This window comes from Mucilaginibacter galii, from assembly GCF_014635825.1.
GTDB classification, from domain to species: Bacteria; Bacteroidota; Bacteroidia; order Sphingobacteriales; family Sphingobacteriaceae; genus Mucilaginibacter; species Mucilaginibacter galii.
Genome location: NZ_BMDO01000006.1, coordinates 38,031 through 63,868 on the forward strand (window position 1 = coordinate 38,031; position 25,838 = coordinate 63,868).

The window sequence follows — 25,838 nt, forward strand, 5'->3', positions numbered from 1 at the left end:
AATAATTAGTAAATATTGAAGTTTTCGCTCCTTCCGAAGTGGTAAGTTGAACTGGCCAGTAACCATTTCCAAAAATCAGAGCGCTGGTGATGGCACCAGCTAAATGTATGGATTGATGAGGTCAGGCTATGTTCTATGGAAAAAATTAGGGATAAGTATAATATGTAGCTATTTTTATCCCCTATGAGCTCAGCGGACAACAATCCCATCACCTTATCAGAACTTGCGGGGCTGGTCAGGGAGCTCGTGGATCAGGCGCTGGGAAAGCAGTCTTTTTGGGTAATCGCTGATGTGGCTAACCATAACCAGAAAAATGGACGGCATTATTTTGACCTGATCGAGAAGGATGCAGCCGGTATCGCCATCATTGCCAAACTGCCTACGCGTGCCTGGGCGGAAGGTGCTCAAAAGATCAGCGCTTTTAAAACGGTGACCGGGCAGGCTTTTACAACCGGGCTAAAGGTATTAAGCCTGGTGAGCATCTCCTACAATCCGGTTTACGGCTTACAGCTCACACTGTTGGATGTGGATCCGAATTTCACCCTGGGCGTGTTGGAAAAGCAGCGGAAAGACACGCTCCTCCGATTGGTCGCAGAGAACCCGGAGCTTGTACGGTTACAGGACGGATTTTATGTGACTTTTAATCAGGGACTCCCCTTACCTAAGGTCATTCAGCGTATTGCGGTCATTTCCTCAACCGTCTCTGCAGGCCTGGAAGATTTCCAGCACACCTTAGACAATAACGGCTTCGGATATCGTTTTGAGGCAGATATCTATTATTCTTATGTCCAGGGAGAAACGAATGCACAATCTATCGTAGACCAGTTCATCACCATCTATAAATCCGGGATCAGCTATGATGCGGTCGTGCTTATTCGGGGCGGCGGTTCACAAACAGACCTGCTGATCTTCGAGCAATATGGTATTGCCCGGGCAATCGCCCGGTTCCCTATACCCGTCCTGACCGGCATCGGTCACCAGAAAAATGAGACGATCGCGGATCTGATGGCCCATACGGCACTCAAAACGCCGACCAAGGTTGCTGAATATCTGGTGGCACATAACAGGGCTTTTGCAGACGAATTGCTTTCGCTTGAAAAAAGCATCCTGATCAAAACGCAGCAGTTACTGGCGCGGCACCACCACTTATTATCAGCCAGGAAGTTTGAGATCAGCATGATCTGTGAAACGTATCTAAACCACCATAAACGGCGGCTTCAGGACAAGAGCCAGGGCATTACGCGGCTCGGTCAATCGTTGCTGATGGCTCAACAACACCGGCTTCGCCTGTTAAGCAGCGGGATAACCGGCCGCGCTCAGCTGGTTTTGTATGGTCACGAACGGGATCTGATGCAGCAGCGCACAGCGATTATACAGCAGGTCAAAGGTTGCCTGGAAGACCTGGGAACAAGCCTGGCGCGTTACCAGTCGGAACTGGAACTGATATCCCCGGAACGCCTGCTCAACAGGGGTTTTGCCCTGATCAAAAAAGGAGGAAAGATCATTAGCCGGGGTGATCAGTTAGCGCAGGGTAATGAAATAGCTATTATATTAGCGGATCGCGAAATTAAGGCGACGGTAGACGAAATCAAAAATTATGACGGAAGAGAAGTTAACCTATGATGAGGCGTTCCAGGAACTGGACGAAATTCATAGCTCACTGGTGAAGGGGGAAGTTCCGGTAGATGTGCTGGCTGAAAAGCTGAAGCGTACGGCATTTTTGGTGAATTACTGCAAAGACAAACTGCAGGGTGCCGACCGTGATGTGAGTGCGATCATTAGTGAAATGGAACAGGATAACGGGAAGACCAACACCAACATTTAATACACCGTGATCACGGCAACGCTGTGGTCTTTTCACGATCAGGAGCCGGTTTGGTTCTGATCTGGAAGTAACCTTACATAAAAAAGCCTTCCCACACTCGCTGCAGGAAGGCTTCAACCTAAACCTTATCACAATTAGCAGGCTTAGTGGCCTGCCTTTACAAATTACGTAAGAAACGGGGAGACGGATTGTCTTTAGGGCGTCATCTCATCAGGCAACGTATATTTAAACCCCTTATCTGACAAAACTCTGTTAGTGTATACCTCCCTTTAAATGCAGACAGGGTAATTCCGATCTTCCTGACCATATCGGGCAGCGTTAACCCCGGTTCATAACGAACGAGGACAGCGGCGATGTCCGCAAATATCCCGAACCGATTTCCCGCAATGCAAAAGTGCCTTTTCCGCTATACCGGCCGCAGGATCGTAGCTGGTAAAATACTCTACCGCTGCGGGTTTAGGGTGCAGTCATCGGGAAGTTGTTCTTCAGGAACGAGGTAGCTCTAGGATGATTAAGGTCATTGAAGGCCGTGATGAGGTTTTGGAGCTGAATGAGCCGCAGGGGCTTTGCCTTAACGGTAGCGGCTACGTGGCTGTGCACGCATATAATCGCGAAACATCGCCTGTTCGAAGTGTTTTTTAGAAGCATCCCGTTTGAGCCGGCGATGGTAGCGCCAAAAGAACAATGCCCATACGGCCAGGACTACGCCATAGCACGGCCATGGGTTTCCCTTACCCAGGGTACCCCATAGGGCAAGTGTGGAAACAACAAAAGTAGCGATCAGATGCAGGAATGTTCTCATAACGTTTAGTACTTAAATTTACTAAATTTTTTAGTTCTGCGCAAATATTTGTCAGGCATTTTTAAGCCTTTAAAATCACCTGATTCTCTGAAAGACGGGAGAACCAGCACAAGCTAAGCTGATTGCCCATATTTCAACTGGTCTAAAAATGTGGAAGCGACAGGCGGTTTTCGGGTCCGTATGCCCATCCGTAGCCCGAAAGCCTTTTCAAAAGCATACAAGCTGACCTGCGGAACGGATAGGATGCGCATCTGTGTTTTCATTTGAATACGTACATCATCCCCGGTCAACAGCAGCCTGGTGTCCTGCCCTTTCAAACCGGCGGCCACTTTAATATCTGTTAGGGCACCCAGCAGATCATTACCGAAAACGAGTGTGAATTTTCGCTTTTTGAAGTTTTGCCTGATCCATTGTAACTGGGCCATGCCGGGCAGGTTGCCCGTTGCGATAAACGACAAGGTATCCCGCCGGGGGTAATGGCCAGCATGCAAAGTCAGAAAGGCTATCGCTTCCATGACAGAATGGGTGATCACCACTTCTGAGGCGGAGCGGTTCCCGCCCAGCCACAGGTTCACCGTAGTAGGTACCTTATGAAAGCCCGCTGCAAAGATCTCCTTTGCACCACCATAATCAAAGACGGTCTCTTTTTCACAGTCAAACCAGGCTTGCAGTGCCGGGGGCACCCCAAGCCTGGTCAGCAATTCGTTCATTAACGAGACATCCGGTTAACGGTTAATGCTTCCACATTTAATGAACTTGCCTGCTCCTCCATATCGGTTAACGCATTATGATAACCGGCGCTAAGCTTTTCTGCCTGCTCGTCATGTTTTTGATTGAACAGAGCATTCAGTCCCTTGTACAGGGCATAGCTTAAACCACCATCGATCAGGATTGAGGCAATCAAAGCGAGCTTGTTCGCCCTGATCCCCTGCGGGTCAATGGCCGTATAAGCGAACCGGGTATGATCGGGCAGTTGTACTTCTTTACCTTTACGAAAAGCCTCCTTCTGGGCAGGGATCAAAAACTCGCCGTTCACCATATCCGGAGCCAGTATCCTGGCGGAATCCGAAATGATGAATTCACGGGTATCTGCATCAAATTCTACAATCAGCTGTTTGTGACGACCGGTTCCGTCGGGCACAATTTTAAGCAAATTGGCAAACTCCCCTTGCTGTAATTGCCTCGCTTCATCCCCTTTCAAAAACTCCGGCGCAACCGCTTTGCGGTAGACCGGGTGAATGAGCAGGTTGACCTTACCTTTGGCATCGGGCTGCAGCGATAATTTGGCATCCATGGATTTGATCCTGATGTTTTCGGCTTCGAGGTTGCTGAGTTGCAGCAAACTGGTGCGCCCGCCGGACAGCAATGCTTTCAGATCATCAACATTTAACAGGAGCTGGCCACCTGCGGCCAGTCCGATGGTTTCCAGATCCTCCATGGGGAGTTGCTGCTCTTTAAATTTTCTGAAGTTCATGGTTTATCTTCCTCCTCTTGAATAAGTTTGCTGCTGGCCTTCCTCCTGCTTCTGTACTTCGGCGACCTGCAATGCTACCGGGTTGTTCTTAGCCTCCAACAGCTTGCCGTAAAGCGCATCCGTAGGTTTGAGCTTGAACTTCTCCCCGGTATCGGCTTTTTCCATATCCAGCGTTTTACCCTTTTTGTCCAATACGTTGTAGATGGTATTATTGTACACGATGGCATCGCCTTTGGCCAGGGCAGTGCTTACGGTGGCAGCTTTATCCTGGGCCACTTCCCGCTTTTGGCCTGTACCTAATATGGTATTGGCGATACGCTGTGCATCCTTAGCTACGCGGGCGATCTCATAGGGTTCCTCCTTAAGCATCTTAACCCAGTTCCCGGTGTACGCCTTGTGCGGACCGAAATCATGGCCGAGTTTGATTTCGCCGCCGATGATCATGGCCGCCATGGCAGCACGGAACTCTTCCCTCGCATACTCGGCTGAACCGAACTTACCTTCCATCGGGCGTTTCTGACGGCTTTCGTGGCCCGTCCAATGGGCAAGCTGATGGATAGCTACCTGGTAATAGGCGGTCTCGCTGGGGAACTGGTCCTTCTCGGGCATGAAGATAGCATCCCTTTTATGGTCATAGTAGGCTTCCTGTCCGCCATCAATGATCACGGCTTTACTGTTTTTAAGCAGTTTTTCCGCCTTTTCGATGGGCGAGAGCGTTTGTCCTTCGTTTTGTTTGGCGAGGTATTCCGCTAAAGGCTCAATTTTATCGATCTGCGAGCCGTTGAATAAGAAAGCCACCCCTTTCTCCGGCTTCTCGAATTCTACCAGTTTGGTCTGGGTCACGCCGGCCTCGTCCGTAATTTTGGAGCCGTCCGGCTTACGGATGGCCTGGATGTCGCTGGTCTTTGGGAAGGTGATCATTGTTCCTTTGGAATCCTTCTTGACGAGGTAACCAGCGAAGCGGGCAGCTTCAGCGGTCATCCACCTGGGGTCTTCATGTCCCTTGAGGGAAAGCGCCAGGGCATTAAGCGCACTGTAGCCCTTGCCGGTCGTCGGGTTGATGGGCTTAATGAAAGCAGGTTGTCCGTTTTCCCTCACCGGCTGCTGGAACGGCGAGGTACCTGCGCCAAGGGAAGCAATGATCTTATCTGCCACCTGGGCATAAAAAGGTTTATAATTTTTGGATTTTTCCATGATGAATAATGGTTTGATATAAGAATTGTAGAGGATCGATGTAACGATCCCGGTAACGGATACTTAAATGAAGGTGTTCGCCGGTTACCCGGCCGGTCGCGCCGGTAATGCCGATAGCCTCACCCGCCTTGACTGAATCCTGCTGACCGATAAAGACACGGCTCAAATGTCCGTAGACGGAACTAAGCGCGCCATGCTGCAACCGGATATGAATGCCCAGTCCGCCATCATAACCGGTATAGGTCACCAGCCCATCCATAATGGCATAGACCGTATCCCGGCGGGCGTGCAGGTCAATGCCTTCGTGAAGCTTACGGGTACCGGTCAGCGGATGGTTACGGTAGCCGAAGGCAGAATTGAGCCGGAGGTATTTCAGGGGAAGGCAGACCAGGCACAGGCTGATCAGCAGTTTCATCGCGTGAAGGCCTTGTTCAGTTCAACACTGCGGTTCTGCTTGGGCGCTTCCAAAGCACGCGCCCAGGTGCCCGGGTTATCCCGTGCAATTTCTAATGCCTCCCAATTCGCTTTAGGCGTCTCGCGTTCTTGAAGCAGCATAATTTTATAGAGCGCTTTAAAATCGTTGGGCGCCATGGCAGATCCATTCGTCATCAGGTCATTGAACACCTCCTGTTTATCTTTCAGGCGAAGCAGTTCTGCGGGATGATAGACGGCATTCTGTCCGTTTTCAAAAGCCACGTATACTTCGTGGTTCAGGTCACGGTCATAGTTGACCATGGCGATCTTGCCCTGATTTTGCAGGGGATCGTTCTTCAGTTCAGGATGCACCATCACCAGGGTGGCGTGCAAATTGTCGTTGTTCATAATTAAAAATGAATGATGGTTCGGCCGATGCAGGCAAGCACCGGCCATTGGTTATCGCCCGGTCTTCAGGCCCCTGCCCAGTTTCAGTTTATCTTCGATACTGATCAGAAAGGCGTTGCAAAGCGAAGGATATTGCAGGGCAATCTTAAAGGCTTCCTTCTGGTAGCCCGAGTCTGCTGCATAGATTTCCAGTAAGGCCACATTGGTGATGGCATTCATTTCGTATTCGTTCAGCGTAGCACCATGATCTTCGATATATTGAAACAGCGCATCGGCGTTTTTCAGCATCAACAGGTCGGCAGCGCCATAGACGCGTATTTTCACATCGTCGAAGCCGATATAGAATTCGTTCCAGTTGATAATGGCATAGGTAAGGCGCCCGATCTCACCGCCCCTCAGACGCGGGTCGTCAGCCAGTGCCGGATCGACCATGATGTAATCCGGCAGGTTGAATAGTTCTTTTTGGTTCTGCATTAAGTTCTGTTAAAAGTGGTGGCAGGTGTTTCCGGGGCAGGCGGTTTGAAGGCCAGTACCATTTCCTGAACCTGCCGGGTAATGCGGTCATAGTTCTGCCGCAGCTTTTCGTCGGCCTTTCCGCCGAAATCATAATAAGTGGGCAGGGGTTTGTAATTCTTTTCCTCCTCCCCGATGGCCTTCATATCGAGGTTGATCCGGCAATTCACGGCGGATGTTTCAAATTGCCCGGTATAAACTTCCTGTGCATCGGCCGCGATGACGCCGACCATTTCCCCGGCATTGAGGGACGCAATTTTACCGGCCGGAATGAGTGCCTCTAACTTTTCATTAAGGGACGTAGAGGTCTTATTACGGTCAATGGACAGCCCCTCCCCTAACTGTTTGGACTTACCGAACAGCCGTTCGAGCCATTCCAGCGTTTCCTTGTTGCGAACGGAGCCGGAAAGGACGTTGCCGATCACCGCCGTGATGGTCGCTGCGGTGTCCTTGCCATATTGCTGATTGAACTGCGGCAATTCCTGTAAGCCCATAAGCACGGCCACTTTATTACTGCGGGCGGTCGCGATCAGGTTTTCCACCTTATGCACGAACAACGTGGGCACCTCATCGACGATCAATGCGGAAGGCAGATTGCCTTTGGTGTTGATCAGCTTGGTCAGGCGGTTAATAATGATGGAATAACAGGCCGAGTTGATGTTCTGCGTATTCGGGTCATTGGCCAGTACCAGAATACCGGGATTCCCCTTCGCCGAAATTTTCAGATCAAAATCATCACCCGAAAACACCCAATACGTTTCTTTGGTGGCCAGGCGGCTGATAAAGATCTTGAGCGTGCCGATCTGTCCTTCGAGCTGGTCGAATGCCTTGGCATTGAAGGCCGTCATAAAGGGAGATAACAGGGCCCGGAGTTCCTGCTCCGAGGTCAGGGTATTAAATATTTCCTCGTAAGAGCGGTTCAGCAGCGAAAGCACGTGCGGCAGGCTCGAATATTTACCGCCCTGGTATTTGCTCATAAAATAGATACAGGAAGCTAAGAAATTGATAGCCGACTGGGTGAAGAACTGATCGCTCCCGCCAGACTTGTCCCCTTTTTTGAGTGCCTCAACCAGTGCTTCTGCCGTTTCCGAAGCATCCGCCAGCGAGCGGATATAATCTGCCCGCCAGGGGTTGATGCGCCTGCTTTTCTCCACCTCGTTCAGGTTCAGCACATGAAAGGTGTAACCCTTCATCTTACCCTGACCACGGGCCAGTAAGTAGTGATAATAAGCGATCTGACCAAGGTCGGGGAACTTAAAATCATAAAGACAAACCGCGAATTCCTTGGCAATCAGCTGCCGGATAAAAGGGTTGACGATAGAAAAGCTTTTACCTGAGCCGGGGGTACCAATGACCATGGTGCCGCGAAAGACATTACAGATATTGATCCACCCATGCCGTACCTTTTTGTCGAAGTAGAACAGCATCGGGATATTGACCGAATAGGGCGTTTCCTTCTTCTGAAGCGGCTGCATAAAGCTTTCCGCCTCCGAATTCTTTTTACCCGTTGGCTTAAAAAATAGTCATCCAGACAAAACTTACCCACCGGAGAACCGCAAAAGGCAGGAATGCAGACGAACGAAAGCCTGCCCGGCTGAGCAAAGCGGCGCGTGGCAGGCGAAAGTGAAGGCGAAATGAAGGCGTTTTGAAAACGTTGGGCAGGTCAATCTTGCAGCGCAGCTAAAGTTTGCCTGGCTTGATGAGAAGCATCAGGAATAACAGTGGTTGCCTTCGATAAAAGATTTAGCGTATAGCGTGGCCTGGTGGAGATTCCGCATGGCTTGACCATACCATTCCGTAGGATTTAGAGCACCGATTTGTGTAATCTGATTTTCAATTTAATTTTATTCAGTCAATAAATTAGCCTGGTCAAAGTGTTGTGGAATCGATTAATTACATTCCCGGAATGAGGTGGTCAATGGCCTCGGAATTTCCATCTAGTTTGTCCTACTTATTTTAGTTTGTCAAATTCTACAAATTCATATTCTGGGGAGCTTTCCAGTAGTTGCCTGAGAATGGAACCATGTCCATTTCCAAATATGACTAAAATCCTATCTTTTGAACTTTCGGTTATTCCTTGAAGGTTTCTGAATATCCGCAAATTTCTACTGTACCAGTTCATAGCAAGCGCATCTGCACCTCTTTTATGATTTAATTTGAAATCTCCTATTAAATAGGCTCCGTGCCCTGCCTGGTGGTAACTTCTCGAATTGGTATGTTTAAAATAATCAAGCAAATTTAGTCTTAGCCGCAATTTGTCGTCGTAGGCATACCATTCTTCATATATCTTACTATAAGGGTCATCGCTTTTATAGTCATAATCTTTGAACAGGTTTTTAACGTAAACCGGGTCTAACTTTCCTGGGTCTGATACCAATGGAACATCGTCAATTGCATAGATCGTATCTAAATTGAGTTCATCTGCAATCCGCAGCCCGAGCTGATATCTTTCATCACGTTCCATTCTGTATGCACCCTTTTTGTAATCCCTTAATTTTTCAGTCGGCTCCCATTTCGGAAAAGCCTCAATGGCGATTTTTGTAGGTTTGAATCTCTTGATATAGTTGACCAGTTCTGTAACTTCTTTTTTTCTGGATTCAGAAAGCACATCAACTTTGTTACTATCGGCAATAACATGGGCATCTAATCCCGGATAGTGAAAATGAAAGGTTCCAACGAATAATACCTTTACCGGCTTTGGAAAAAACGACGACAGCGGTAATATTTCGGATTTATTCTGTGCGAAAGCCAGGGAAGCGCTAAGTAAAAATAGGGAGAGAAACATTAATTTCTTTGAGTAGGCATTTTTCATAATAATCATCATGTTTATCACTATAAGACAATGTAAAAAAGGAAACGCTGCATGAAACGTCATTTAAAAGAAGGCAGCACTTGCTACAGGAGAAGGCATAGTTAAAAACAGGTAAACTATCAATTATAACATCGATTTGGTTTGCCTTGTCCTATTGCTGAAGGTAGTACCTATAGCCTTTCTTTCCTTATTAGAAAGGTTTCAACAGTTTGGCTTTGAACAGCCGAACACGGCACTGGGCTACTTACCCTTTTTATTACTGCCGACTTGTTTAGTTCCAATGGTCGTATTGTCAACATCAGGCAACTAATTTTAAAGCAGTAACCTCATTCACTTAGCACTGAAGATCATAATATCAATCAGCAGTGATGTTTTGGAAATCTCCCTGTGTCCATACCTTTCAAGTACTTTGATTGCTCGAAAGGCAAATTTAAAAATGGGTGGTATGGAACCTCCTACTAATGCATTACAGATAATGTTCCGAGGTAAAAAGCTCGAATTTATTAATGTAACTGGGTTGATATTGCACGGAAAATTCTATTTCGGCTCAGAAGGAAACTTGGAATTTAATCATTGTGCAGTTGATAACCTTAAATGCCGTGAACTGGACATCCCTCGTTTGTCTTTCGAAAACTGTTCAGTTCGCAATATTCAAATTGCCAATTCAGATATAAGTGGCTGGCTTTTCGTTACAAGTTTAGTCAGCGGTATAATCTCAGATAGCAAGCTGTTTCATTTTCGTGTATATGGTAGAAACTTCACACCCACCTTTGTAAATAGTGAGTTAGACGAGTGGAAGGTCATTCATAACGGTTTGCATCATGAAGAAGATTTTGAAAAAACCTATCGGACTTTGTCCAAAGCAGCAGATGATTCTGGTAACAGGAAACTTGCCGCCGATTATAAAATAAGGGAACTTGATTTTATCAGAGAAAAGAAAAAGGGGCTTGACCGGTTTTGGATGACGCTAAACAGAGCTTATTGGGGATATGGGCAGAAGCCATTTCAACTCATCAAAGTCTCACTAATCTCCATTTTCTTACTTGCAATTGTCTACTCATTTTTCCCATCTTCATTTGCGAATAATGCGCTAGCAGGCAAAAATTATTTCGCGGTTCTTTTCAATGCATGCTATTTCAGTATCGTGACCTTTACAACTCTTGGATATGGTGACCTAAGTCCTATAGGTGGTCTAAAGATACTCGCAGCAATTGAAGCGTTATTCGGAGCAATCACATTAGGTTTTTTAGTTGCAGGATTGACAAAAAACAGTTAATGAATTTAACGAAGTTTAACCACGAACTCACCCCCACACAAGTCCCCTTCAGCCGTATGCGTGCGCAGGAACTGCCAGGTTAAGCGGAGCGTACGGTCGGTTCCGGCCTGCGGATGGGTATTCGGCAGAAGGGGGCTTGCGGTGCGGCCCGGGATGTGGTGAAGCCATGCAGCGGAGCAAATGCCTGAACCTGATCCCGGGCATGGGGCAGAATCAGGGATAGCAGCGGCATGTGTGACTTGTTGTCCGTGAGTAAAGTAAGCGGACATTACAAATGTTCTTTGTAATAACTGATATCTGGTGAATGGAAACACCATTCCATCTATTTGAACAGATGAAAACACTTTCCTCATTTATGCAGGTGGCATCTGCATGAGTGCAGCAGGGAAGAAAGCAGGTAAGAATGGAATCTGACATTCAATCCTTTGCAAGTGTAGAGGTATGCGTAGGCAACGAACCTATGTTTGAATCACCGTCACGATCAACAAGCCTACTCAGATTACTCAACCACGGTTGTAAGGCTTGCCCAAAATGGGAACGGTTACAGGATTGATGGTTATGTCGTCCATCGATCGTTCAAACAATTGTAATCCGGTGAAGAATAGGACGCTAACCCTTAGTCAATTAAGACCATACAGATAATCGGAACAAGGTAATCTTATTAAGGCTCTGCAATAGCAGAGGGAAGCCATCCTTATGCCTTAGTAAGAAGAGATTGGTTAAAAAGCAAATGCCTTTGGGAAAGCCAAAGGATAAGCAGACGTACCCACGACGTTAATGATAGATTTAGTAAGTAGCAACTTAAGACGATGAACACGGCAATACGACCGATGTATGAATGGAACACAATTAACTGGACGAAGGTTCAGCGTAATGTTTTCAAGCTGCAAAAACGGATTTATCAGGCAAGCATGCGCGGAGATATAATATCTATGCGAAAACTGCAAAAACTGTTATTGAAATCTAATGCCGCCAAGCTATTGGCGGTTAGGAAAGTAACACAGGACAATCAAGGCAAGAAAACAGCGGGTGTTGATGGTGTAAGAAAACTAACGCCGGTGCAGCGAATGAAACTTAGCAACCAAGACTTATTGGAAGCAAAGGTTAAACCAACGCGCCGAATATGGATTCCGAAACCAAACAGCGATGAAAAACGCCCTTTGGGCATACCCATTATGAAAGACCGTGCTGCATAGGCATTGGTTAAATTAGCCCTTGAACCCGAATGGGAAGCGAGGTTTGAACCCAATAGTTATGGGTTTAGGCCTGGTCGCTCAGTCCATGATGCTATTGAAGCAATCTTTTTATCAATCAAAAGTAAGCCTAAGTATGTATTAGATGCCGATATCGAGAAATGCTTTGATAAAATCAGTCATGAAAAACTGTTAACAAAGTTAAATACCATTCCCAGCCTAAGAAGATTGATTAGGGCTTGGTTAAAAGCCGGGGCGTTAGAGGATGATGTATTTAATCAGACTGAACAAGGCACGCCGCAAGGCGGTGTAATTTCTCCACTATTGGCTAACATTGCATTACACGGCATGGAACAAATCGTTAAAGAGAAATTCCCTGTTCGTGGCGGCCCAATACTTATTAGATATGCTGATGATTTCTTAGTCTTTCATAAAGATCTCGCGGTTATAAATCACTGTAAAACAGCTATAGAATTATGGCTTGCAGATATTGATTTAAATCTGAAAGAGGAGAAGACGAGAATTGCACACACCCTACTACAGGATGAACATGGCAACCGAGGATTCGACTTTTTAGGTATGCACATTGGCCAATACAATGTTGGCAAAACACATACAGGAAAAAGCAACTACGGAAAACCTCTCGGCTTCAAAACTTTTATTAGGCCATCGAAAAAGTCTCAAAAGAAACAACATAAAGCCATACAAAACATTGTACGCCGCAACCGTACAATCGAACAAGAACGCCTGATAGAACAACTTAATCCTGTCATTAGGGGATGGAGTAAATTTCATTCAACAGTTGTATCAAAGAGGGTGTTCAGTAATATGTCACACAAGTTGTTTCAATCTTTGAGGCGATGGGCGAATCGAAGACACCCGGATAAGACCCAGACTTGGGTAAATCGCAAATACTGGCGATTGGAAACCGGTCGTTGGACATTTGCTGCTCGTAAAGGGAAGCCTCTTAGGCTCTATAGTGAAACTCCAATCATCAGGCACGTCAAAGTTAAAGAGAACCGCTCACTATATGATGGTGACTGGTCTTATTGGGGCGCAAGGCTTGGTCGATACCCTACGTTATCAAACAGAAAAGCCATGCTTTTGAGGAAACAAAAAGGTCGATGTTCAATATGCAAATTGCAGTTTACGTTAGGGGATGATATGGATACCGATCATATTATTCCTTTGCATTTGGCAGGAAAAGATATATGGGCTAATGTGCAATTATTGCACGCTCATTGTCATGTCACCAAAACGAGGAAAGATAGCTTGCTTCATATAAATGATTAACGGACGAGGAGCCGTGTGAAGGGAAACTTTCACGCACGGTTTTGAAGACCAGCCGTAGAGGCGACTCTACGGCTGAGTTTAATCCTTCGTCAGAAGATATAGCGTATAGCCCGCCCGCAGGGGATGCCCAGTGCTACTATCACGTGGAGGTTAGTTCCAACTCACAGCCAATAACGTTCATGCAGCAATTGAACAGCAACCATTTTATGGCAGCAACCGATACAGGCTATAGACTTTCAAGGAATTACCGGGTAAAAAGGTACACCAACAACCAGAGCAACAAAACCCCTAAGGCAAAAACCACTTGCTCCCTTTTCCGGTTCCCTTTCCCTTTTTTCTTTAAAACCATGGTGAAATCAATCATTTATGCATTGATAAAAGTCGGAATAGCTATACAACCAACTTACGAGTACTTGAATTAGTCAAATAAAAATACAAAGTGTGGGTTTATAAACCAACACTTCTAAACAGCTAATAAACAATTTTCGCTATCGAATACGGTACATGTATAGCGAAGCGCAACAAGAAAATCTGGTTAAATTCGGCAAGCACCTGGAAATGCTGCGGAAACGCGAAGGACTATCCTTTCGTAAACTGGCGCAGCGCTGTGACATTGACTATAGCAACCTCAAGAAATACGAAAAAGGAGAAATTAATATCTCCTTACTTACCCTGATCGATCTGGCTAGTGCATTGGGTGTTACTCACCAGGAATTGATGGATTTTTGACAGGTTAAATATTCTCCTTACTCCCCGTAAAGTTTCTGCGACAAATAAGAGCTAATTAATCAAAGGAATTAACTGATCCCAAATTAGATGTTATCTTTTGTACAAATACCTAATCAACAGAGAACTCCACCAAAACAAATTCTTACAGATAACGTAAAAATCGGCAACTAATAAATTTTAGTAATTTTGATGGTTGTTATTTTACATATTCGTTAAATATTCATTTAGTAAGGATTATTCATATTTGTGATGGTAATGAATTAAACCTTAAAAGAAGCATTTCCCTGCGAGCTTGGATTTATATCATTATCTATATTATCCAACTTTAACTAATTAACGTACTATGAGCCCGTTATGTTCATTACTTAGCCGTTTAGCTTAAAGCTGGTGAATTGCTTTTTTTAAAATTCAAAATCACACTAATTCATTGATGATTTTTTAGCCAATCCTATTGTTGAATTGGCTCTTAAAGCCAGTATTTTGAAAAAACATCTTACTTGCCTTCTGGCATCAAGTTTATTTTTGACGGCAATCTTAACATCTTGCAGCCGCCATGTCCCAGCTAACAACCCAAATTTCAGTGAAAAACTGAAGATAATCGACAGCTTGGTCATAGTGGGACAGAATGAGATTGCCATTCGTCTTTTAGACACATTAAGATCGGCCATACCTCCGGAAGATCCGTTTATCTCCGAGTATTACTGTTACCAGTCCTCTCTTGATTTCTTCGGGCCTGATCATGGTAATACCTACGCGGACAGTGCACTAGCTTACTTTAAAAATTCCTCCCGTAAGTCATCCTATCCGGGAAATTTCAGACAGGCGCTTTTTATCAAGGGAGACGCCTGTTTTAAAAATAAAAAGTATCTGGCGGCAATAAGTTATTATGCCCAGGCCAAAGAACTCAAAAAGGCGGGCGATTGTGATGATGGTGATCTTGCAGTGAAAATAGCAGGTGTTTATTACGAGCAAGGCAATTACCGCATTGCGGCAAGATACTTTATCGAGAAGTACCAGCAGGTAATTTCATGTCCTTCTAATCTTACGCCTGAAAAAAAGTTTATCACACTGCAAGCAAATCTTAACAATGCCGGCTTCTCTTACGAACGGGCAGGTTTATTGGATAGTGCTATGTTCTATTATAGAAAGGACCTTAACCTTATTGACAGTGCTGATCGTCTGAATTTAGCGGCCAAAAGAAATATAGATGCCGCCCGCTCCGTGGTCTTTGATAATCTGGGTGGTGTTTTTATTCAGCAAAGGAAGATTGATGCGGCTGTTAATTACCTGTCCAAAAGCATTGACCTGTCCAACGAGGAAACCAACCCTACAAAGGTAACGACCTACATCAAGCTAGCCGATGCCTATGTAATTTCGGGGAAATTAGACATGGCAAAAGCGGCATTAGACCATTGTGTCTTGCTGTTGAAACGTTACCCGAACGACGAATTCAATGCCAGGCGGTTTAAGGTGCTGGCTGCTTATTTGTTTAAGCGGAACCTGCTAAGCGAAGCTTATAAGGTTCAAAGCCGCTATATGCACTTGCAGGATTCACTCGGCCTTTCAAAGTCTGAACTGTACAAAACAGATATTGCCAGGCAAGTGAATAACCTCCAAGAACAGGCCAGAGTTTCGGACCTGGAACAGAAGGCAAAATACCGGAAGCTATATCTTGCCGTCATCAGTGCTGCCCTCCTATTTGCAACCATGATTATTATACTCATTGTACGCAGTCTTCGTCGTACACAAAAAGCCAGGGAAAATGCAACGATCCAAAATCAAAAACTGGAACAAGCGCTTGCTGAGCTTGAGCGGGTCAACCAGAACTATATCAAGATCATGCGAATTATGGCACATGACCTTAGAAACCCGCTCGGTGGCATCAGTGGCCTTGCGCAATTACTGCTTGATGATGATGAGTTAAATGAGGAAAGCCGTCATATGCTCAGGCTGATCGAAACTACGAGTATCCATTCCTTAGAAATGATCAATGAATTACTTAAATCTGATCTGGGCGACAGCGGACCATTGCAAAAGGACCTAACTGACCTTAATGCCTTACTGTATGAGTCTGTTGAGCTATTGCAATTTAAAGCCAATGAAAAGGAGCAGCAAATTAGTTATACCGGCAAATCGGGACCGGTAATGGTCAATCTTCATTATGAAAAAATGTGGCGTGTAATTAACAATTTGGTTATGAACGCCTTGAAATTCAGCCATGTGAAAGGCACTGTTGAGGTGGCTTTACTGCAAAAAGAAGATCATGTAATCGTGACTATAGCGGATCGGGGTATCGGTATTCCTGAAAAACACAGCGAATTAATCTATGAGATGTTTACGCCCGCAAAAAGAGTTGGCACTAACGGAGAACAGCCATTCGGCTTAGGATTATCGATTTCTAAAAACATTGTGGAACGACATGGTGGAGAGATCTGGTTTGAGAACCGAAGCGGTGGCGGTACTATCTTTTCAGTGAGGCTTCCTATATAACATCCAAGTATAACGGAAAGCTGAACGAAATGAAAACTGTTTCCAAAACATTCGGTCTAAATTATTAGGTAGCAGGTGCTATTTCGCGTGATATTCTGCTGTCAGCTTACCTAAGTTAGGCAGCAATGTGCAAACGAAATAAATTTGGCTATACTCGTCAATGACGAATGCCGGTTCAATTAATTAAAGACCGCACTAATCGCGATATGGAACATTTAACACACGAAGTAGGTAATGTTATGTAATATTCCTTATATGGTGGATTAATCAATCCAATTGTTTTTCAAAAGTTAAGCGCCTGCTTCTTCAGGGCAGGCGCTATATTAACTAAATTATTAACTGAAAGAACGAAGAAGTCTATTAAAATAATGCTTACTTACTTGCTTCCGGCAGTAAGACCATCCGTATATAATTTTTGCCATTGAGGTATTTATTAGCTATTGCTTTGATATCCGTAGTGCTTATCTTGTCAACCTCCTGAACATATTTATTTGCATCGTCAAGCGGTTCTTTATTCTGGATCTGGTTAACCATATAACTTTGCCAAAAGTTGTTGGATTTTAGTTCTAGCTCAATGGAGCGCTGCGTTTCTGCTTTGAATTTATCCAGGTTAACTTGTAAAGGACCGTTATTTTTAATTTTATTAACTTCATCAAGGGTAGAGGCAATTAATTTCTCAACATTTTGAGGGGCGCAGCCAAATAATACTGATAAACTGAACCTGCCCTGTGGTAATTTGGTTGTGGTTGCGCGAATGCTGGGCGAGTAAACCCCTCCTTCTTCCTCCCTCAAACGCTCTATCAATCGTATCTGGATAGTTTCCTTCAGGGCATCCATTTTCATATTATTAGCTAAGGAGTAGTCAAACAATCCCGAAAACACCAGTATCACGTTGGCTTTGGCCTCTGTCCCTTTATAAACCGTCTTAGCTATTTGACCTGCGGGAATATTTATATGCAGATCTTTAGCCTCTTCTTTTTTATTACGGGCAGGCAGGCTGGCGATATATTTCTCTAGCAAAGGCTTTATTGCTGTAGTATCGATGCTGCCTGTAAATACAAAAGTAAATCCTGAGGCATCGGAAAAACGTTCTTTATAAATAGCATATGCCTTATCGAGGTTAATCTTATCCAGTGTGGCTAATGTTTGAGGAGCCCTGCGGACGTTATGACCCGACATCACCGCAATAACCGTATCGTTGAAAACACTTGCAGGGTCATTCTGCCTGTTTGCCAATGCTGCCTTGGCACGTGAGATATAGTTTTTAAACAAGATGGTATCCTTGCGCGGCTGGGTAACGTACGCATACATCAATTGCAACGCCTGTTCCAGACCGGTAAGGTTGCTGCTGCCACTAATACTCTGCTGGCGTTCGCCAATAGATGTGCGAACACCAAATTGCTTACCCGACATATATTTTGACAACGCAGCATTATTGTAATTGCCCGCTCCAAAGGACGGAATGAGGTTGGCTGCGTCGGCTGATGGAAAATCAGCATCGCTATACAGTGAAGTGCCGCCCGCCGATATGCCGCTAAACAAGATCTGGTCGTTCCTGAAATCAGTGGGTTTCAACAAAACTTTAATACCATTGCTTAAAACTAAGGTTGTAATATTAAGTGTTCTATCGTATTGTGTTTTAACAATCTTTCCAGGTGCCGGTGTTTTATTTAACAAACTTAAAGTATTTGTTTCTTCGTGATAAGCCGTTAAAGTCTCACCCTCTACTGACTTAATCCAGCTCATAAAAACCTGTTGCGAGGGAAAAGATCCCTTTTCTTTATCAGGGCCGGTAATGAGTACGTCCCTGCCAGTTCCTTTAATAATGGTTTTAATATAAGCATTCAAATCGTCAGCCTTTATTTTTGAAAGTTCATCTTTAACCAGTGTATATTCGAACTCTATGCCCGGCGATGCCGTACCATGTAAAAAGTATTGTACGTATTCATTTACGTAGCTGTCAGACCGGGTTTTGTTTTTTTCTTTCAAGGCCGCCTCTGTACGATTTAAATAAGTAAGTTTCGCACGTTCCAGTTCATTAGTTGTAAAGCCATACCGTTTTGCCTGTTCGCTTACGCGCCATGCAGCTTTAAAGCCTGTTTCTAATTCTCCTGGTTTAGGTGTTACCGACACGGAGTAATTGTCCAGATCAGCTAAAAAGCTACTTACCCCACCTCCGGCACCCAAATAAGGAGGGTTAGCCTGACGTTGCAAATCGGCATACCTTTCGCCTAACATCCTGTTCATCAACTCGCGAATAATGAACTCCCGGTAATTTGCTGCAGTATGTAATTCCAATTTTGGCAGCTTGATCGTTACCTCTGCGCGTGTAGCGGTAACTTCCGGGTCAGTAACTACAATGAACTGATCTTTCCCGGTAAGCGGGATTTTAAATATTGGCCTTGGCTTTTCGTTTTCGGGATTTTTAAGGTCACTGAATTTCCCCTTAATAGCTTTCTCCATGGCATCTACATCAATATCACCTACCACGATGAGCGCCTGCAGGTTGGGCCGATACCAGTCATGATAAAAACGTTTGATGGTTTCAGGCTTGAAATTATTTAATACTTCCTCTGAACCTATCGGCAAACGATTAGCATAAACAGAGTTGTTTAACATTATCGGGAAATATTTGATACGCATTCTGTCCGCTGCACCTTTTCCAAGGCGTTTCTCTTCCAATACAACGCCGCGCTCCTTGTTTATCTCGGCCGGGTCAAGTGTGGCATCCTGCGCCCAGTCACGCATGATCTGCAGACCGTTCTGTACAATTTCGGGCTTGTCCGAAGGAAGAGGTAGCTCATAAACAGTTTCATCAAAACTCGTATATGCGTTCAGGTCGGCACCGAACCTGACCCCAGTTTTCTGAAGATAGTTTACCAATTCGCTTTTAGGAAAATTTTTGGTTCCGTTAAAGCTCATGTGCTCCATAAAGTGAGCAAGGCCCTGCTGGTCATCATCTTCTAATACCGAACCTACTTTGTTGGCCAGATAAAATACCACCCGGCTTTTAGGTTCCTCATTATGGCGGATGTAGTAAGTAAAACCATTAGGCAGTTTCCCGGTACGCACAGCCCCATCAAAGGGTAAGTTTTGTCCCTGGCTCGTGTAGCACAATACCGCTGCAATGGCTGTGGAAAAGATTTTTTTAAAGTTCATGAATTTAAGAATTGAATATTTTTTTGTTAGGCTATTATTTTGTTTCGGACGTAGTCCCTCTGATAATTTCAAGGATACCCTCGTTTTCTATAATCATCATTCCGTGCCTGTCGGCGGTTATACCTTCTGTCAGGCGGTAAGTATATCGCGGAACAGAACCTTCCATGACTGTTGGCAGGTAGGTGAACCGAAAGTTCTGGCATCTTTCCCTTAGCGCTTCACCCACTTCAACAATGTGGGTAGAGATTATAAAGAAACAGTTGCGGTTATTGGAAAATGCTTCGGTTATACTCAATGTAGCATCATACGCATCCTTGACGTTAGTACCCTTAAAAAGCTCATCGAATATGACGATCAGGTCTTTATCTGCTGCAACTTGTTCTGCAACAGTTTTCACGCGCATCACTTCTGCATAAAAGTGGCTGTAACCCATTTCCAGATTATCAGAAACATTGATAGAAGAGAATAACCCGTCTTTTACGGAAAAGGTCATCTCATCCGCAGCGACCGGAAAACCCATATGTGCGAGGTAAAGGCTGATCCCAAAGGCCTTCATGAGGGTTGATTTGCCTGCCATATTAGCCCCTGTAAGGAAAATAACATTCCTGCTTTCATCCATGGAAAGAGAATTCCCTATTGCGTTACGCACCGTTGGATGAAACAGCCGCGAAACTGATAGAGTATTGCTATGTTTTGGCAATGCTGTTGCATAGCAGAACCCCATCCGGGACGCTACGTTAGCTACGGCTATATATACATCCAACTGAAACAGTAATTCCAGGAGTTGATTCATTTGCTCATGTAAGCGAGTACGTAACAAATGATCATATTTCACTATCTTCAATAGGGTAAGGTTAGCAATGCCGGTTTCCTGCTTAAGCCAAATCAAATCTTTGTTATTAAAAATGGTCTTTACATTTTCGATCTGTTGCTTATACTGGCTTTCTTCAACAGGTAGCGTTGCGGCAAAGGCACTGAAGCGATTTAACAGTGCTATAGTTTGGCATACATCGTCGTTAAGCAGTTGATAGGCGGTATCCTGCGCTGCTATTTGCATGACCTTTTTTGAAATAACACCTATGCCAACTGCCAGCCTGTTACTATTGCTGCCGGAAGCCAGGTAATTTTCCATGATGCCAAACTCGGCCTGTGTAAACGGAAACTGAATGTTATTGCCGGTAAAATATTTAAAGATGCTGCTGCGCTTATTGATAGCGTCGTAATCTGTAAGCGGGTACTGAAACATTTCGTCCATCAGCTTTCTGCCGCCTGCTGTTATCACCTCATCAAATAGCCGCGAAATCGAATTATTTTTATGCCTGCCCGGAATATTCAGGTCGTTCAGCGTTTGTTTATCTGCAAAAAAACTCATTATACTGCTTTTTTATTTTTGCGGCTACCAATAATTTCCAAGATCCTTTCATTGTTAATAATGATCATTCCATGCCTGTCGGCAGTAATGCCCTGCTTCAGTTTGTAGGTATATACCGGCGAATTTCCTTCCATAAGCGTAGGCAGGTACACAAAGTTGATGTTGCTGCAATCTTGCCGCAACACTTCCCCGGCTTCTATAATATGGGTTGATACGACGAACATACAGTTGCGCTTTTCGGCAAAGGCCTTCGTAATGGCAATTGTGCCTTCGTAAGCGTCTTTTACGTTGGTCCCTCTGAACAGCTCATCAAAAACGACAAACAGTTTTTTGCCCGCACCCAACTCTTTGGCTATCTTTTTAACCCGCAGCACTTCCGCATAAAAATGGCTGTTGCCGCTCCCAAGATCATCAGGTAGGTTGATAGTGGTAAATAAACCATCCATCACCGAGAATTCCATTTTTTGGGCGGCCACCGGAAATCCCATGTGGGCCAGGTAAAGTGCTATGCTTACAGTTTTCATAAAAGTTGATTTCCCTGCCATATTAGCCCCGGTTAGAAAAACAACGTTATTATGAGGAGTGATGTCAATGCTGTTAGCAAGGGCATTTTTAACCAAGGGATGGTAAACACCGGCCAACTTTACGGAGTACTGTTCGCCTGTTAAAGCTACCGGGAATACATAGTTAAGTTTAAACGCCACTTCTGCAATAGCTATGTATACATCCAACTGGTAGATACAGCTAAGCAATTTTTTTATTTTAAAACCGAAGGTAAAGCGTAGCAGGTGGTCTAAGTCTACTATTTCCCTGTGGGATAGTTTATCTATTCGCTTCAGGGCCACCAGCGGAGATATGTCGGGATCAGTCAACAAGGCCAACATTTGCGCCAGGTCCTGATCATAAGGGGTATTGAATGCCGAAGATCCAATCTCTTTTACAAAGTTATTCAGGGTATGCAGAAGCGTAACGATAGCTATTATGCCGTTGTATATTACTTTATAATCACCATCAGCAGAAATCAGATTGCCTATTTTACGACCGATGTTGTTCTCATCGTGCCTGAGCTTAGTGCGCTGATCGGTCATAGCCATATAAATCTCGGCACTATCAAGCAAATCTGTTTTAAATGGAAACTTGGCCTGGATATTTTTGAAGTACTGAATAGTTGCGCTTCGGTTATTAATAGCCTGGGCGTCACTAAGCGGGTAGAGGAACATCTGCTCCAGTATATCTGCGCCACCTTTAGTATAGGTGTTGTTATACAGACCGTATACCGAATCGGTGCCGGGCTTGCTTAGGATTTTCAGGTCGTCGAGTGTTTGTTTATCGGTATTAAAACCCATGGAGTTATGTCTAATTTTTAGAAAGCGGTACAGGGAGACAGTTGCGTCTCAACAGCTCCCTGTATCATCCACCTTATTTTCTTCTTCTTTTAAACAATACGATGGCACCCATTATCGTAATAAGAGCTGGGATGACCGCCTTGCATAGCCACATTAACCCCGTTATTTGCCCGCGGGATATTTTGATGTCCATGTCCCTTGCCGGCGGACGACTCACATCGCTCGGGAACGCCCCGTTGCTGAACCACCTGAAAAGGCCTTGCAAATAGTATTCATTAAACCTGCTTCTTGGCCTCGATATTTCGCCGTTGCTTGCAAAATCCGCATCGCCTGATACGACTATGCGCTGCTGTTTTCCATTAATCACTCTGCTAAGCGCTACGCTAACCGGGAAGATCCCTTTTTCATCGCCTTCTTCTGGTTTAAAACTCAGGTCGGCAGTTGAGAGATCAAGCGAACCAACATTAACGGGCGCATGCATATCAGCAGCAGTTGCCGGATCCGCAGATGCTGCTATCAATCCACCGCCGCTAGTTAAAGATTGTACTGCACCTTTAGCATTGGCGGGAGCAGTTTTCTCTTTTATAGTACCAGGAGCAAACACTTTATTCCAGCCACCTGCCGAGCTCATTAACAAAGGAGTAGCTTTAAAACCTCCGGAAGGGTCATATTCGATTGCAGCAGCGCCCTGAACTACTACAGGAACACTACCTTTTTGCATCCTTGCCAGGTTTGAGTCTATGCTGGCAGCCTTTACATTTAGTTGGGCATTGATCAAACCAGGTGTAAGTTTTCTATCCGTTTTAACTAATATTCCACTCTTCAACCGGACGCCTAATTGCTGCAGTAAAGGGTTAAGTATTTGCTGTCTGCCCGGTTCGCCTTCAATCAGCATGTTTCCGCCCTTATTAATGTAAGCTGTAAGTTTTGCCAATTGCTCGGGGGTAAATGGAATGGTCGGGTCTCCAATCACGAGGATGTCGGTTTTGCCTGGGATGTCCTTTATGTTAAGGTTTATCGTATCAACATCAAAACCTTGATTTATCAGTGCATTACGACGGGTTTTTAATGCGCTTACCATCTGGTAATCCCGGTCTACCGGGCTGTCAGTGCCCCGTTCTTTGTTTCCGGTTATAAACACCACCTTTGAGGCCGGCGTTACTAACCTCTTCAAAGCGGCGTTCATCTCCGCCTCACTTGCATAGGGATCCGACTCGTTCATAAAAAAACGCAGGTAGGTACTTTTGCCCTGATATTCCAGTTTCCTCACCAGCAGGAAACCTTCGTCTGTAAGATCGATCTGTTTTTTTAATTCACCAGGAGGCATAAACCGATCGCCGTTAATACCCATAGTTGTTGCCGACTGGTCGGCAATTTTGTCAACGTTAGTTACTCCTTTAAGGAGGGGATTGAATTTAAAAGTATAATAATTGCTATCAACCGGCTTTTGATAGTAGTAAACATATTTCACATTCATTCCTGGTATAAAACGCTGATAATTTTCCAACTTGCCCAAATCCGAATTTCTTGATTGCGGCAAAACTTGATAAAGGTTTGGTGCCAGCATATTTACATAAGTTGTAACCTTTAACGGTCCATCAAGCTTTCTAGCAATTTCCTGGCTCGGCTTAGCAATGGTAAGTGATTTGAGATCGGTAGTATCCAGATAACCCGTTAACATTGGTCTGGATGTAATATATCCAAGCGTTAAAGCGACAGCTGCCAGCGCTACATAACGACCAACCTTAACCGTCCAGGGCTTTAGCTCCCTTTCTGTTTTCAAGCGCAGTACGCACAATGATAAAAAGGATGCGATGATGATGAGGTAGTAAAATACATCTTTGGTAGTAATCAGCCCTGCAACCATCTTTTCGGTACGGCCCGATATAGAAAGAAAATAAGTAAGGTCACGCACAAAATCATATTCCTGGCCTAAAGAACCAACATAGCGCATTACTGCAAATACGGCTAGTGTACTGATTGCTGCCACCACTTGGTAGGTCGTAAGGCAAGACATAAACAGTCCGATGGCGGCATAGGTGCAAATCAGCAGATAAAGTCCGATAAGACCTGAACAGATCAGCCCAAGATCGGGATGAACAATGAAAAGAGAGCCAATGATTCCGAATATCGCCAATACAGCGATGAGCGTTAACCCGTATCCTATTATAGCAAAGTATTTACCTAATATGATCTCCCTTAGTTTTACCGGCGATGACAGCAAAAGTTTGATGGAACCACTGCTGGTTTCCCGGCTCATAAGGCCCATAGTCAATATGGGCAGATACAGGTAAATATATCCCTGCATTGCGCTAAACAGACCCAACTGACCACTGAAGAGGGTGCCGGTGATGGGCAAGGTTTGGTAGCCTAAAGATAGTGTGGTACGCGTTTGTTGCAGGTTATCTAAAAAGGTGATTCCACACTGGATCATGAATATGGTGAGCACCAGCCAGGCCACCGGCGAATAAAATAGAATGCTCAGTTCTAACCTGGCTATTTTAAATATTTTTCTCATTTATTATCTATTTGATGTTTTGTTGGATAATTGTGCAAATACCTCATCAAGTGAGCCTTTTTCCAGCGTGATCTCTTTGAGCTCCCAGCCTTTTTGCACACTCATGGTGATTATTAGTTTCGATATATCCGGAGAGGTATTAAAGCGCAGTCTGATGCTGCGGTCATTCAATGGATCTACACCGGTAATGCCCGGTATAGCGGCCAATTCCTCCGTAGGTGGCGGGTTATCCATGAACACCAGCATGGTGTCCGGCATAATATAATTGTTAAAGGCGTCCATGGTGTCGGCAAATACCATGCGGCCATTTTCTATCATTCTGATGTCCCGGCATATGGCCTGCACTTCCGACAAGATGTGTGTTGAGAATATTACGGCGCGTTCTTCGGCAATTTCTTTGATTAATTTGCGTACTTCCAATATCTGGTTAGGATCCAGGCCATTAGTTGGCTCGTCCAGCACCACCAGTTTGGGCTTGTGTATAATGGCCTGAGCTATGCCCACGCGCTGGCGGTATCCGCCGGAAAGATTTCGTAGCAACCGGTTGGCAAAATGCGTAAGTCCGCATTTCTCCATCACTTCGGCAACGGCCCGGGCTATGTTACGTTTATCAATATTACGGATCTCTGCGCAATAAGTCAGGTATTCATTAACCGTAAGTTCCAAATAAAGGGGTGCATTTTGCGGCAGAAAACCCAGTAGTTTTTTGGCTTCCTCGGGTTGTTGTCTAATATCTATACCATCTATATAAACATTTCCTTCAGTTTGGTTGAGCACTCCGCATAAAATGTTCATGGTCGTTGATTTACCTGCGCCATTTGATCCCAACATGCCAAGAATACCGGTTTGGTCTATCTCGAAATTAATATCGCGAATGGCCCAGTCCCGGCTGTAACGGTGCGACAGATTTTCTATTTTAACGATGCTTTGTTTCACTTTTATAAATCTTTAATGTATAGTTTTCCAGTCCGGAATGGTTTTACGACCATTCCGGTGGCATTTTTCCTCGGGTTATGAATC

20 protein-coding genes are annotated in these 25,838 nt (G+C 44.8%); 7 read left to right on the forward strand and 13 right to left on the reverse strand.

Going from position 1 to position 25,838, the window contains the following annotated elements; genetic code table 11:
- Positions 1-183: 183 nt before the first annotated feature.
- Positions 184-1,623 carry an exodeoxyribonuclease VII large subunit gene (gene xseA / locus IEV61_RS11645; RefSeq protein WP_188416833.1) on the forward strand — a complete coding sequence of 480 codons (1,440 nt, stop codon included), beginning with the start codon at positions 184-186 and terminating at the stop codon, positions 1,621-1,623.
- Positions 1,598-1,825, forward strand: a complete 228-nt coding sequence (xseB, locus tag IEV61_RS11650; protein WP_188416835.1) for an exodeoxyribonuclease VII small subunit — start codon at positions 1,598-1,600, stop codon at positions 1,823-1,825. The genes xseA and xseB overlap by 26 nt, the downstream gene beginning before the upstream one ends.
- A 915-nt stretch (positions 1,826-2,740) precedes the next feature.
- Here the strand turns inward: xseB and IEV61_RS11655 are convergent.
- The 8 genes from IEV61_RS11655 to IEV61_RS11690 all read right to left on the reverse strand — a co-directional run bounded on the left by IEV61_RS11655 (position 2,741) and on the right by IEV61_RS11690 (position 9,442).
- On the reverse strand, positions 2,741-3,337 hold the full coding sequence (locus tag IEV61_RS11655) for a hypothetical protein (protein ID WP_188416838.1): 597 nt from the start codon (positions 3,335-3,337) through the stop codon (positions 2,741-2,743).
- Entirely contained in the window at positions 3,337-4,101 is a 765-nt protein-coding gene (locus IEV61_RS11660) for a DUF4099 domain-containing protein (protein WP_188416839.1), read from the reverse strand. Before IEV61_RS11660 ends, IEV61_RS11655 begins: the two co-directional genes overlap by 1 nt.
- Positions 4,102-4,104: 3 nt before the next feature.
- Positions 4,105-5,295, reverse strand: coding sequence for an ArdC family protein (locus IEV61_RS11665; protein ID WP_188416841.1), 1,191 nt, complete (start codon positions 5,293-5,295; stop codon positions 4,105-4,107).
- Entirely contained in the window at positions 5,273-5,710 is a 438-nt protein-coding gene (locus IEV61_RS11670; protein WP_188416842.1) for a M23 family metallopeptidase, read from the reverse strand. Before IEV61_RS11670 ends, IEV61_RS11665 begins: the two co-directional genes overlap by 23 nt.
- Positions 5,707-6,117 carry a hypothetical protein gene (locus tag IEV61_RS11675; protein ID WP_188416843.1) on the reverse strand — a complete coding sequence of 137 codons (411 nt, stop codon included), beginning with the start codon at positions 6,115-6,117 and terminating at the stop codon, positions 5,707-5,709. The genes IEV61_RS11670 and IEV61_RS11675 overlap by 4 nt, the downstream gene beginning before the upstream one ends.
- 51 nt (positions 6,118-6,168) lie before the next feature.
- Positions 6,169-6,591 carry a hypothetical protein gene (locus IEV61_RS11680; protein WP_188416844.1) on the reverse strand — a complete coding sequence of 141 codons (423 nt, stop codon included), beginning with the start codon at positions 6,589-6,591 and terminating at the stop codon, positions 6,169-6,171.
- Positions 6,591-8,105, reverse strand: a complete 1,515-nt coding sequence (locus IEV61_RS11685; RefSeq protein WP_188416849.1) for a type IV secretory system conjugative DNA transfer family protein — start codon at positions 8,103-8,105, stop codon at positions 6,591-6,593. The genes IEV61_RS11680 and IEV61_RS11685 overlap by 1 nt, the downstream gene beginning before the upstream one ends.
- A 476-nt stretch (positions 8,106-8,581) precedes the next feature.
- Positions 8,582-9,442 carry a DUF5694 domain-containing protein gene (locus IEV61_RS11690; RefSeq protein WP_229747112.1) on the reverse strand — a complete coding sequence of 287 codons (861 nt, stop codon included), beginning with the start codon at positions 9,440-9,442 and terminating at the stop codon, positions 8,582-8,584.
- 373 nt (positions 9,443-9,815) lie between these two features.
- On the opposite strand from IEV61_RS11690, the gene IEV61_RS11695 reads away from it, so the two are divergent.
- The 5 genes from IEV61_RS11695 (at position 9,816) to IEV61_RS11710 (ending at position 16,423) form a co-directional block, all read left to right on the forward strand.
- Positions 9,816-10,718 (forward strand): potassium channel family protein, encoded by a 903-nt coding sequence (locus tag IEV61_RS11695; protein ID WP_229747113.1) that lies wholly within the window; start codon positions 9,816-9,818, stop codon positions 10,716-10,718.
- Positions 10,719-11,527: 809 nt separating this feature from the next.
- The gene (locus IEV61_RS20580) at positions 11,528-11,914 is read left to right on the forward strand and encodes a reverse transcriptase N-terminal domain-containing protein (RefSeq protein ID WP_229747114.1); all 387 of its coding nucleotides are present in this window, start codon (positions 11,528-11,530) and stop codon (positions 11,912-11,914) included.
- A 3-nt stretch (positions 11,915-11,917) separates the two neighbouring features.
- Complete coding sequence (locus IEV61_RS11700) at positions 11,918-13,204, forward strand: group II intron reverse transcriptase (RefSeq protein WP_229747115.1); 1,287 nt, start codon at positions 11,918-11,920, stop codon at positions 13,202-13,204.
- 504 nt (positions 13,205-13,708) lie between these two features.
- Complete coding sequence (locus IEV61_RS11705) at positions 13,709-13,933, forward strand: helix-turn-helix domain-containing protein (protein ID WP_188416853.1); 225 nt, start codon at positions 13,709-13,711, stop codon at positions 13,931-13,933.
- A 480-nt stretch (positions 13,934-14,413) separates the two neighbouring features.
- On the forward strand, positions 14,414-16,423 hold the full coding sequence (locus IEV61_RS11710) for a sensor histidine kinase (protein WP_188416855.1): 2,010 nt from the start codon (positions 14,414-14,416) through the stop codon (positions 16,421-16,423).
- Between the two features lie 372 nt (positions 16,424-16,795).
- Here the strand turns inward: IEV61_RS11710 and IEV61_RS11715 are convergent, their stop codons facing one another.
- The 5 genes from IEV61_RS11715 to IEV61_RS11735 all read right to left on the reverse strand — a co-directional run bounded on the left by IEV61_RS11715 (position 16,796) and on the right by IEV61_RS11735 (position 25,754).
- Positions 16,796-19,582, reverse strand: a complete 2,787-nt coding sequence (locus tag IEV61_RS11715; protein ID WP_188416857.1) for a M16 family metallopeptidase — start codon at positions 19,580-19,582, stop codon at positions 16,796-16,798.
- 34 nt (positions 19,583-19,616) lie between these two features.
- The gene (locus IEV61_RS11720; protein ID WP_188416859.1) at positions 19,617-20,954 is read right to left on the reverse strand and encodes a MutS-related protein; all 1,338 of its coding nucleotides are present in this window, start codon (positions 20,952-20,954) and stop codon (positions 19,617-19,619) included.
- Positions 20,954-22,300 carry a MutS-related protein gene (locus IEV61_RS11725; RefSeq protein ID WP_188416861.1) on the reverse strand — a complete coding sequence of 449 codons (1,347 nt, stop codon included), beginning with the start codon at positions 22,298-22,300 and terminating at the stop codon, positions 20,954-20,956. The genes IEV61_RS11720 and IEV61_RS11725 overlap by 1 nt, the downstream gene beginning before the upstream one ends.
- A gap of 73 nt (positions 22,301-22,373) precedes the next feature.
- Complete coding sequence (locus tag IEV61_RS11730) at positions 22,374-24,818, reverse strand: Gldg family protein (protein ID WP_188416862.1); 2,445 nt, start codon at positions 24,816-24,818, stop codon at positions 22,374-22,376.
- A 3-nt stretch (positions 24,819-24,821) separates the two neighbouring features.
- On the reverse strand, positions 24,822-25,754 hold the full coding sequence (locus IEV61_RS11735) for an ABC transporter ATP-binding protein (RefSeq protein WP_188416864.1): 933 nt from the start codon (positions 25,752-25,754) through the stop codon (positions 24,822-24,824).
- Positions 25,755-25,838 lie beyond the last annotated feature (84 nt).

Excerpts from the sequence above, each read along its gene's own strand:
- xseA (WP_188416833.1), top strand. The coding sequence starts at position 184 with ATGAGCTCAGCGGACAACAATCCCATCACCTTATCAGAACTTGCGGGG.
- xseB (WP_188416835.1), top strand. The coding sequence starts at position 1,598 with ATGACGGAAGAGAAGTTAACCTATGATGAGGCGTTCCAGGAACTGGAC.
- IEV61_RS11655 (WP_188416838.1), bottom strand. The coding sequence starts at position 3,337 with ATGAACGAATTGCTGACCAGGCTTGGGGTGCCCCCGGCACTGCAAGCC.
- IEV61_RS11660 (WP_188416839.1), bottom strand. The coding sequence starts at position 4,101 with ATGAACTTCAGAAAATTTAAAGAGCAGCAACTCCCCATGGAGGATCTG.
- IEV61_RS11665 (WP_188416841.1), bottom strand. The coding sequence starts at position 5,295 with ATGGAAAAATCCAAAAATTATAAACCTTTTTATGCCCAGGTGGCAGAT.
- IEV61_RS11670 (WP_188416842.1), bottom strand. The coding sequence starts at position 5,710 with ATGAAACTGCTGATCAGCCTGTGCCTGGTCTGCCTTCCCCTGAAATAC.
- IEV61_RS11675 (WP_188416843.1), bottom strand. The coding sequence starts at position 6,117 with ATGAACAACGACAATTTGCACGCCACCCTGGTGATGGTGCATCCTGAA.
- IEV61_RS11680 (WP_188416844.1), bottom strand. The coding sequence starts at position 6,591 with ATGCAGAACCAAAAAGAACTATTCAACCTGCCGGATTACATCATGGTC.
- IEV61_RS11685 (WP_188416849.1), bottom strand. The coding sequence starts at position 8,105 with ATGCAGCCGCTTCAGAAGAAGGAAACGCCCTATTCGGTCAATATCCCG.
- IEV61_RS11690 (WP_229747112.1), bottom strand. The coding sequence starts at position 9,442 with ATGAAAAATGCCTACTCAAAGAAATTAATGTTTCTCTCCCTATTTTTA.
- IEV61_RS20580 (WP_229747114.1), top strand. The coding sequence starts at position 11,528 with ATGAACACGGCAATACGACCGATGTATGAATGGAACACAATTAACTGG.
- IEV61_RS11705 (WP_188416853.1), top strand. The coding sequence starts at position 13,709 with ATGTATAGCGAAGCGCAACAAGAAAATCTGGTTAAATTCGGCAAGCAC.
- IEV61_RS11715 (WP_188416857.1), bottom strand. The coding sequence starts at position 19,582 with ATGAACTTTAAAAAAATCTTTTCCACAGCCATTGCAGCGGTATTGTGC.
- IEV61_RS11720 (WP_188416859.1), bottom strand. The coding sequence starts at position 20,954 with ATGAGTTTTTTTGCAGATAAACAAACGCTGAACGACCTGAATATTCCG.
- IEV61_RS11725 (WP_188416861.1), bottom strand. The coding sequence starts at position 22,300 with ATGGGTTTTAATACCGATAAACAAACACTCGACGACCTGAAAATCCTA.
- IEV61_RS11730 (WP_188416862.1), bottom strand. The coding sequence starts at position 24,818 with ATGAGAAAAATATTTAAAATAGCCAGGTTAGAACTGAGCATTCTATTT.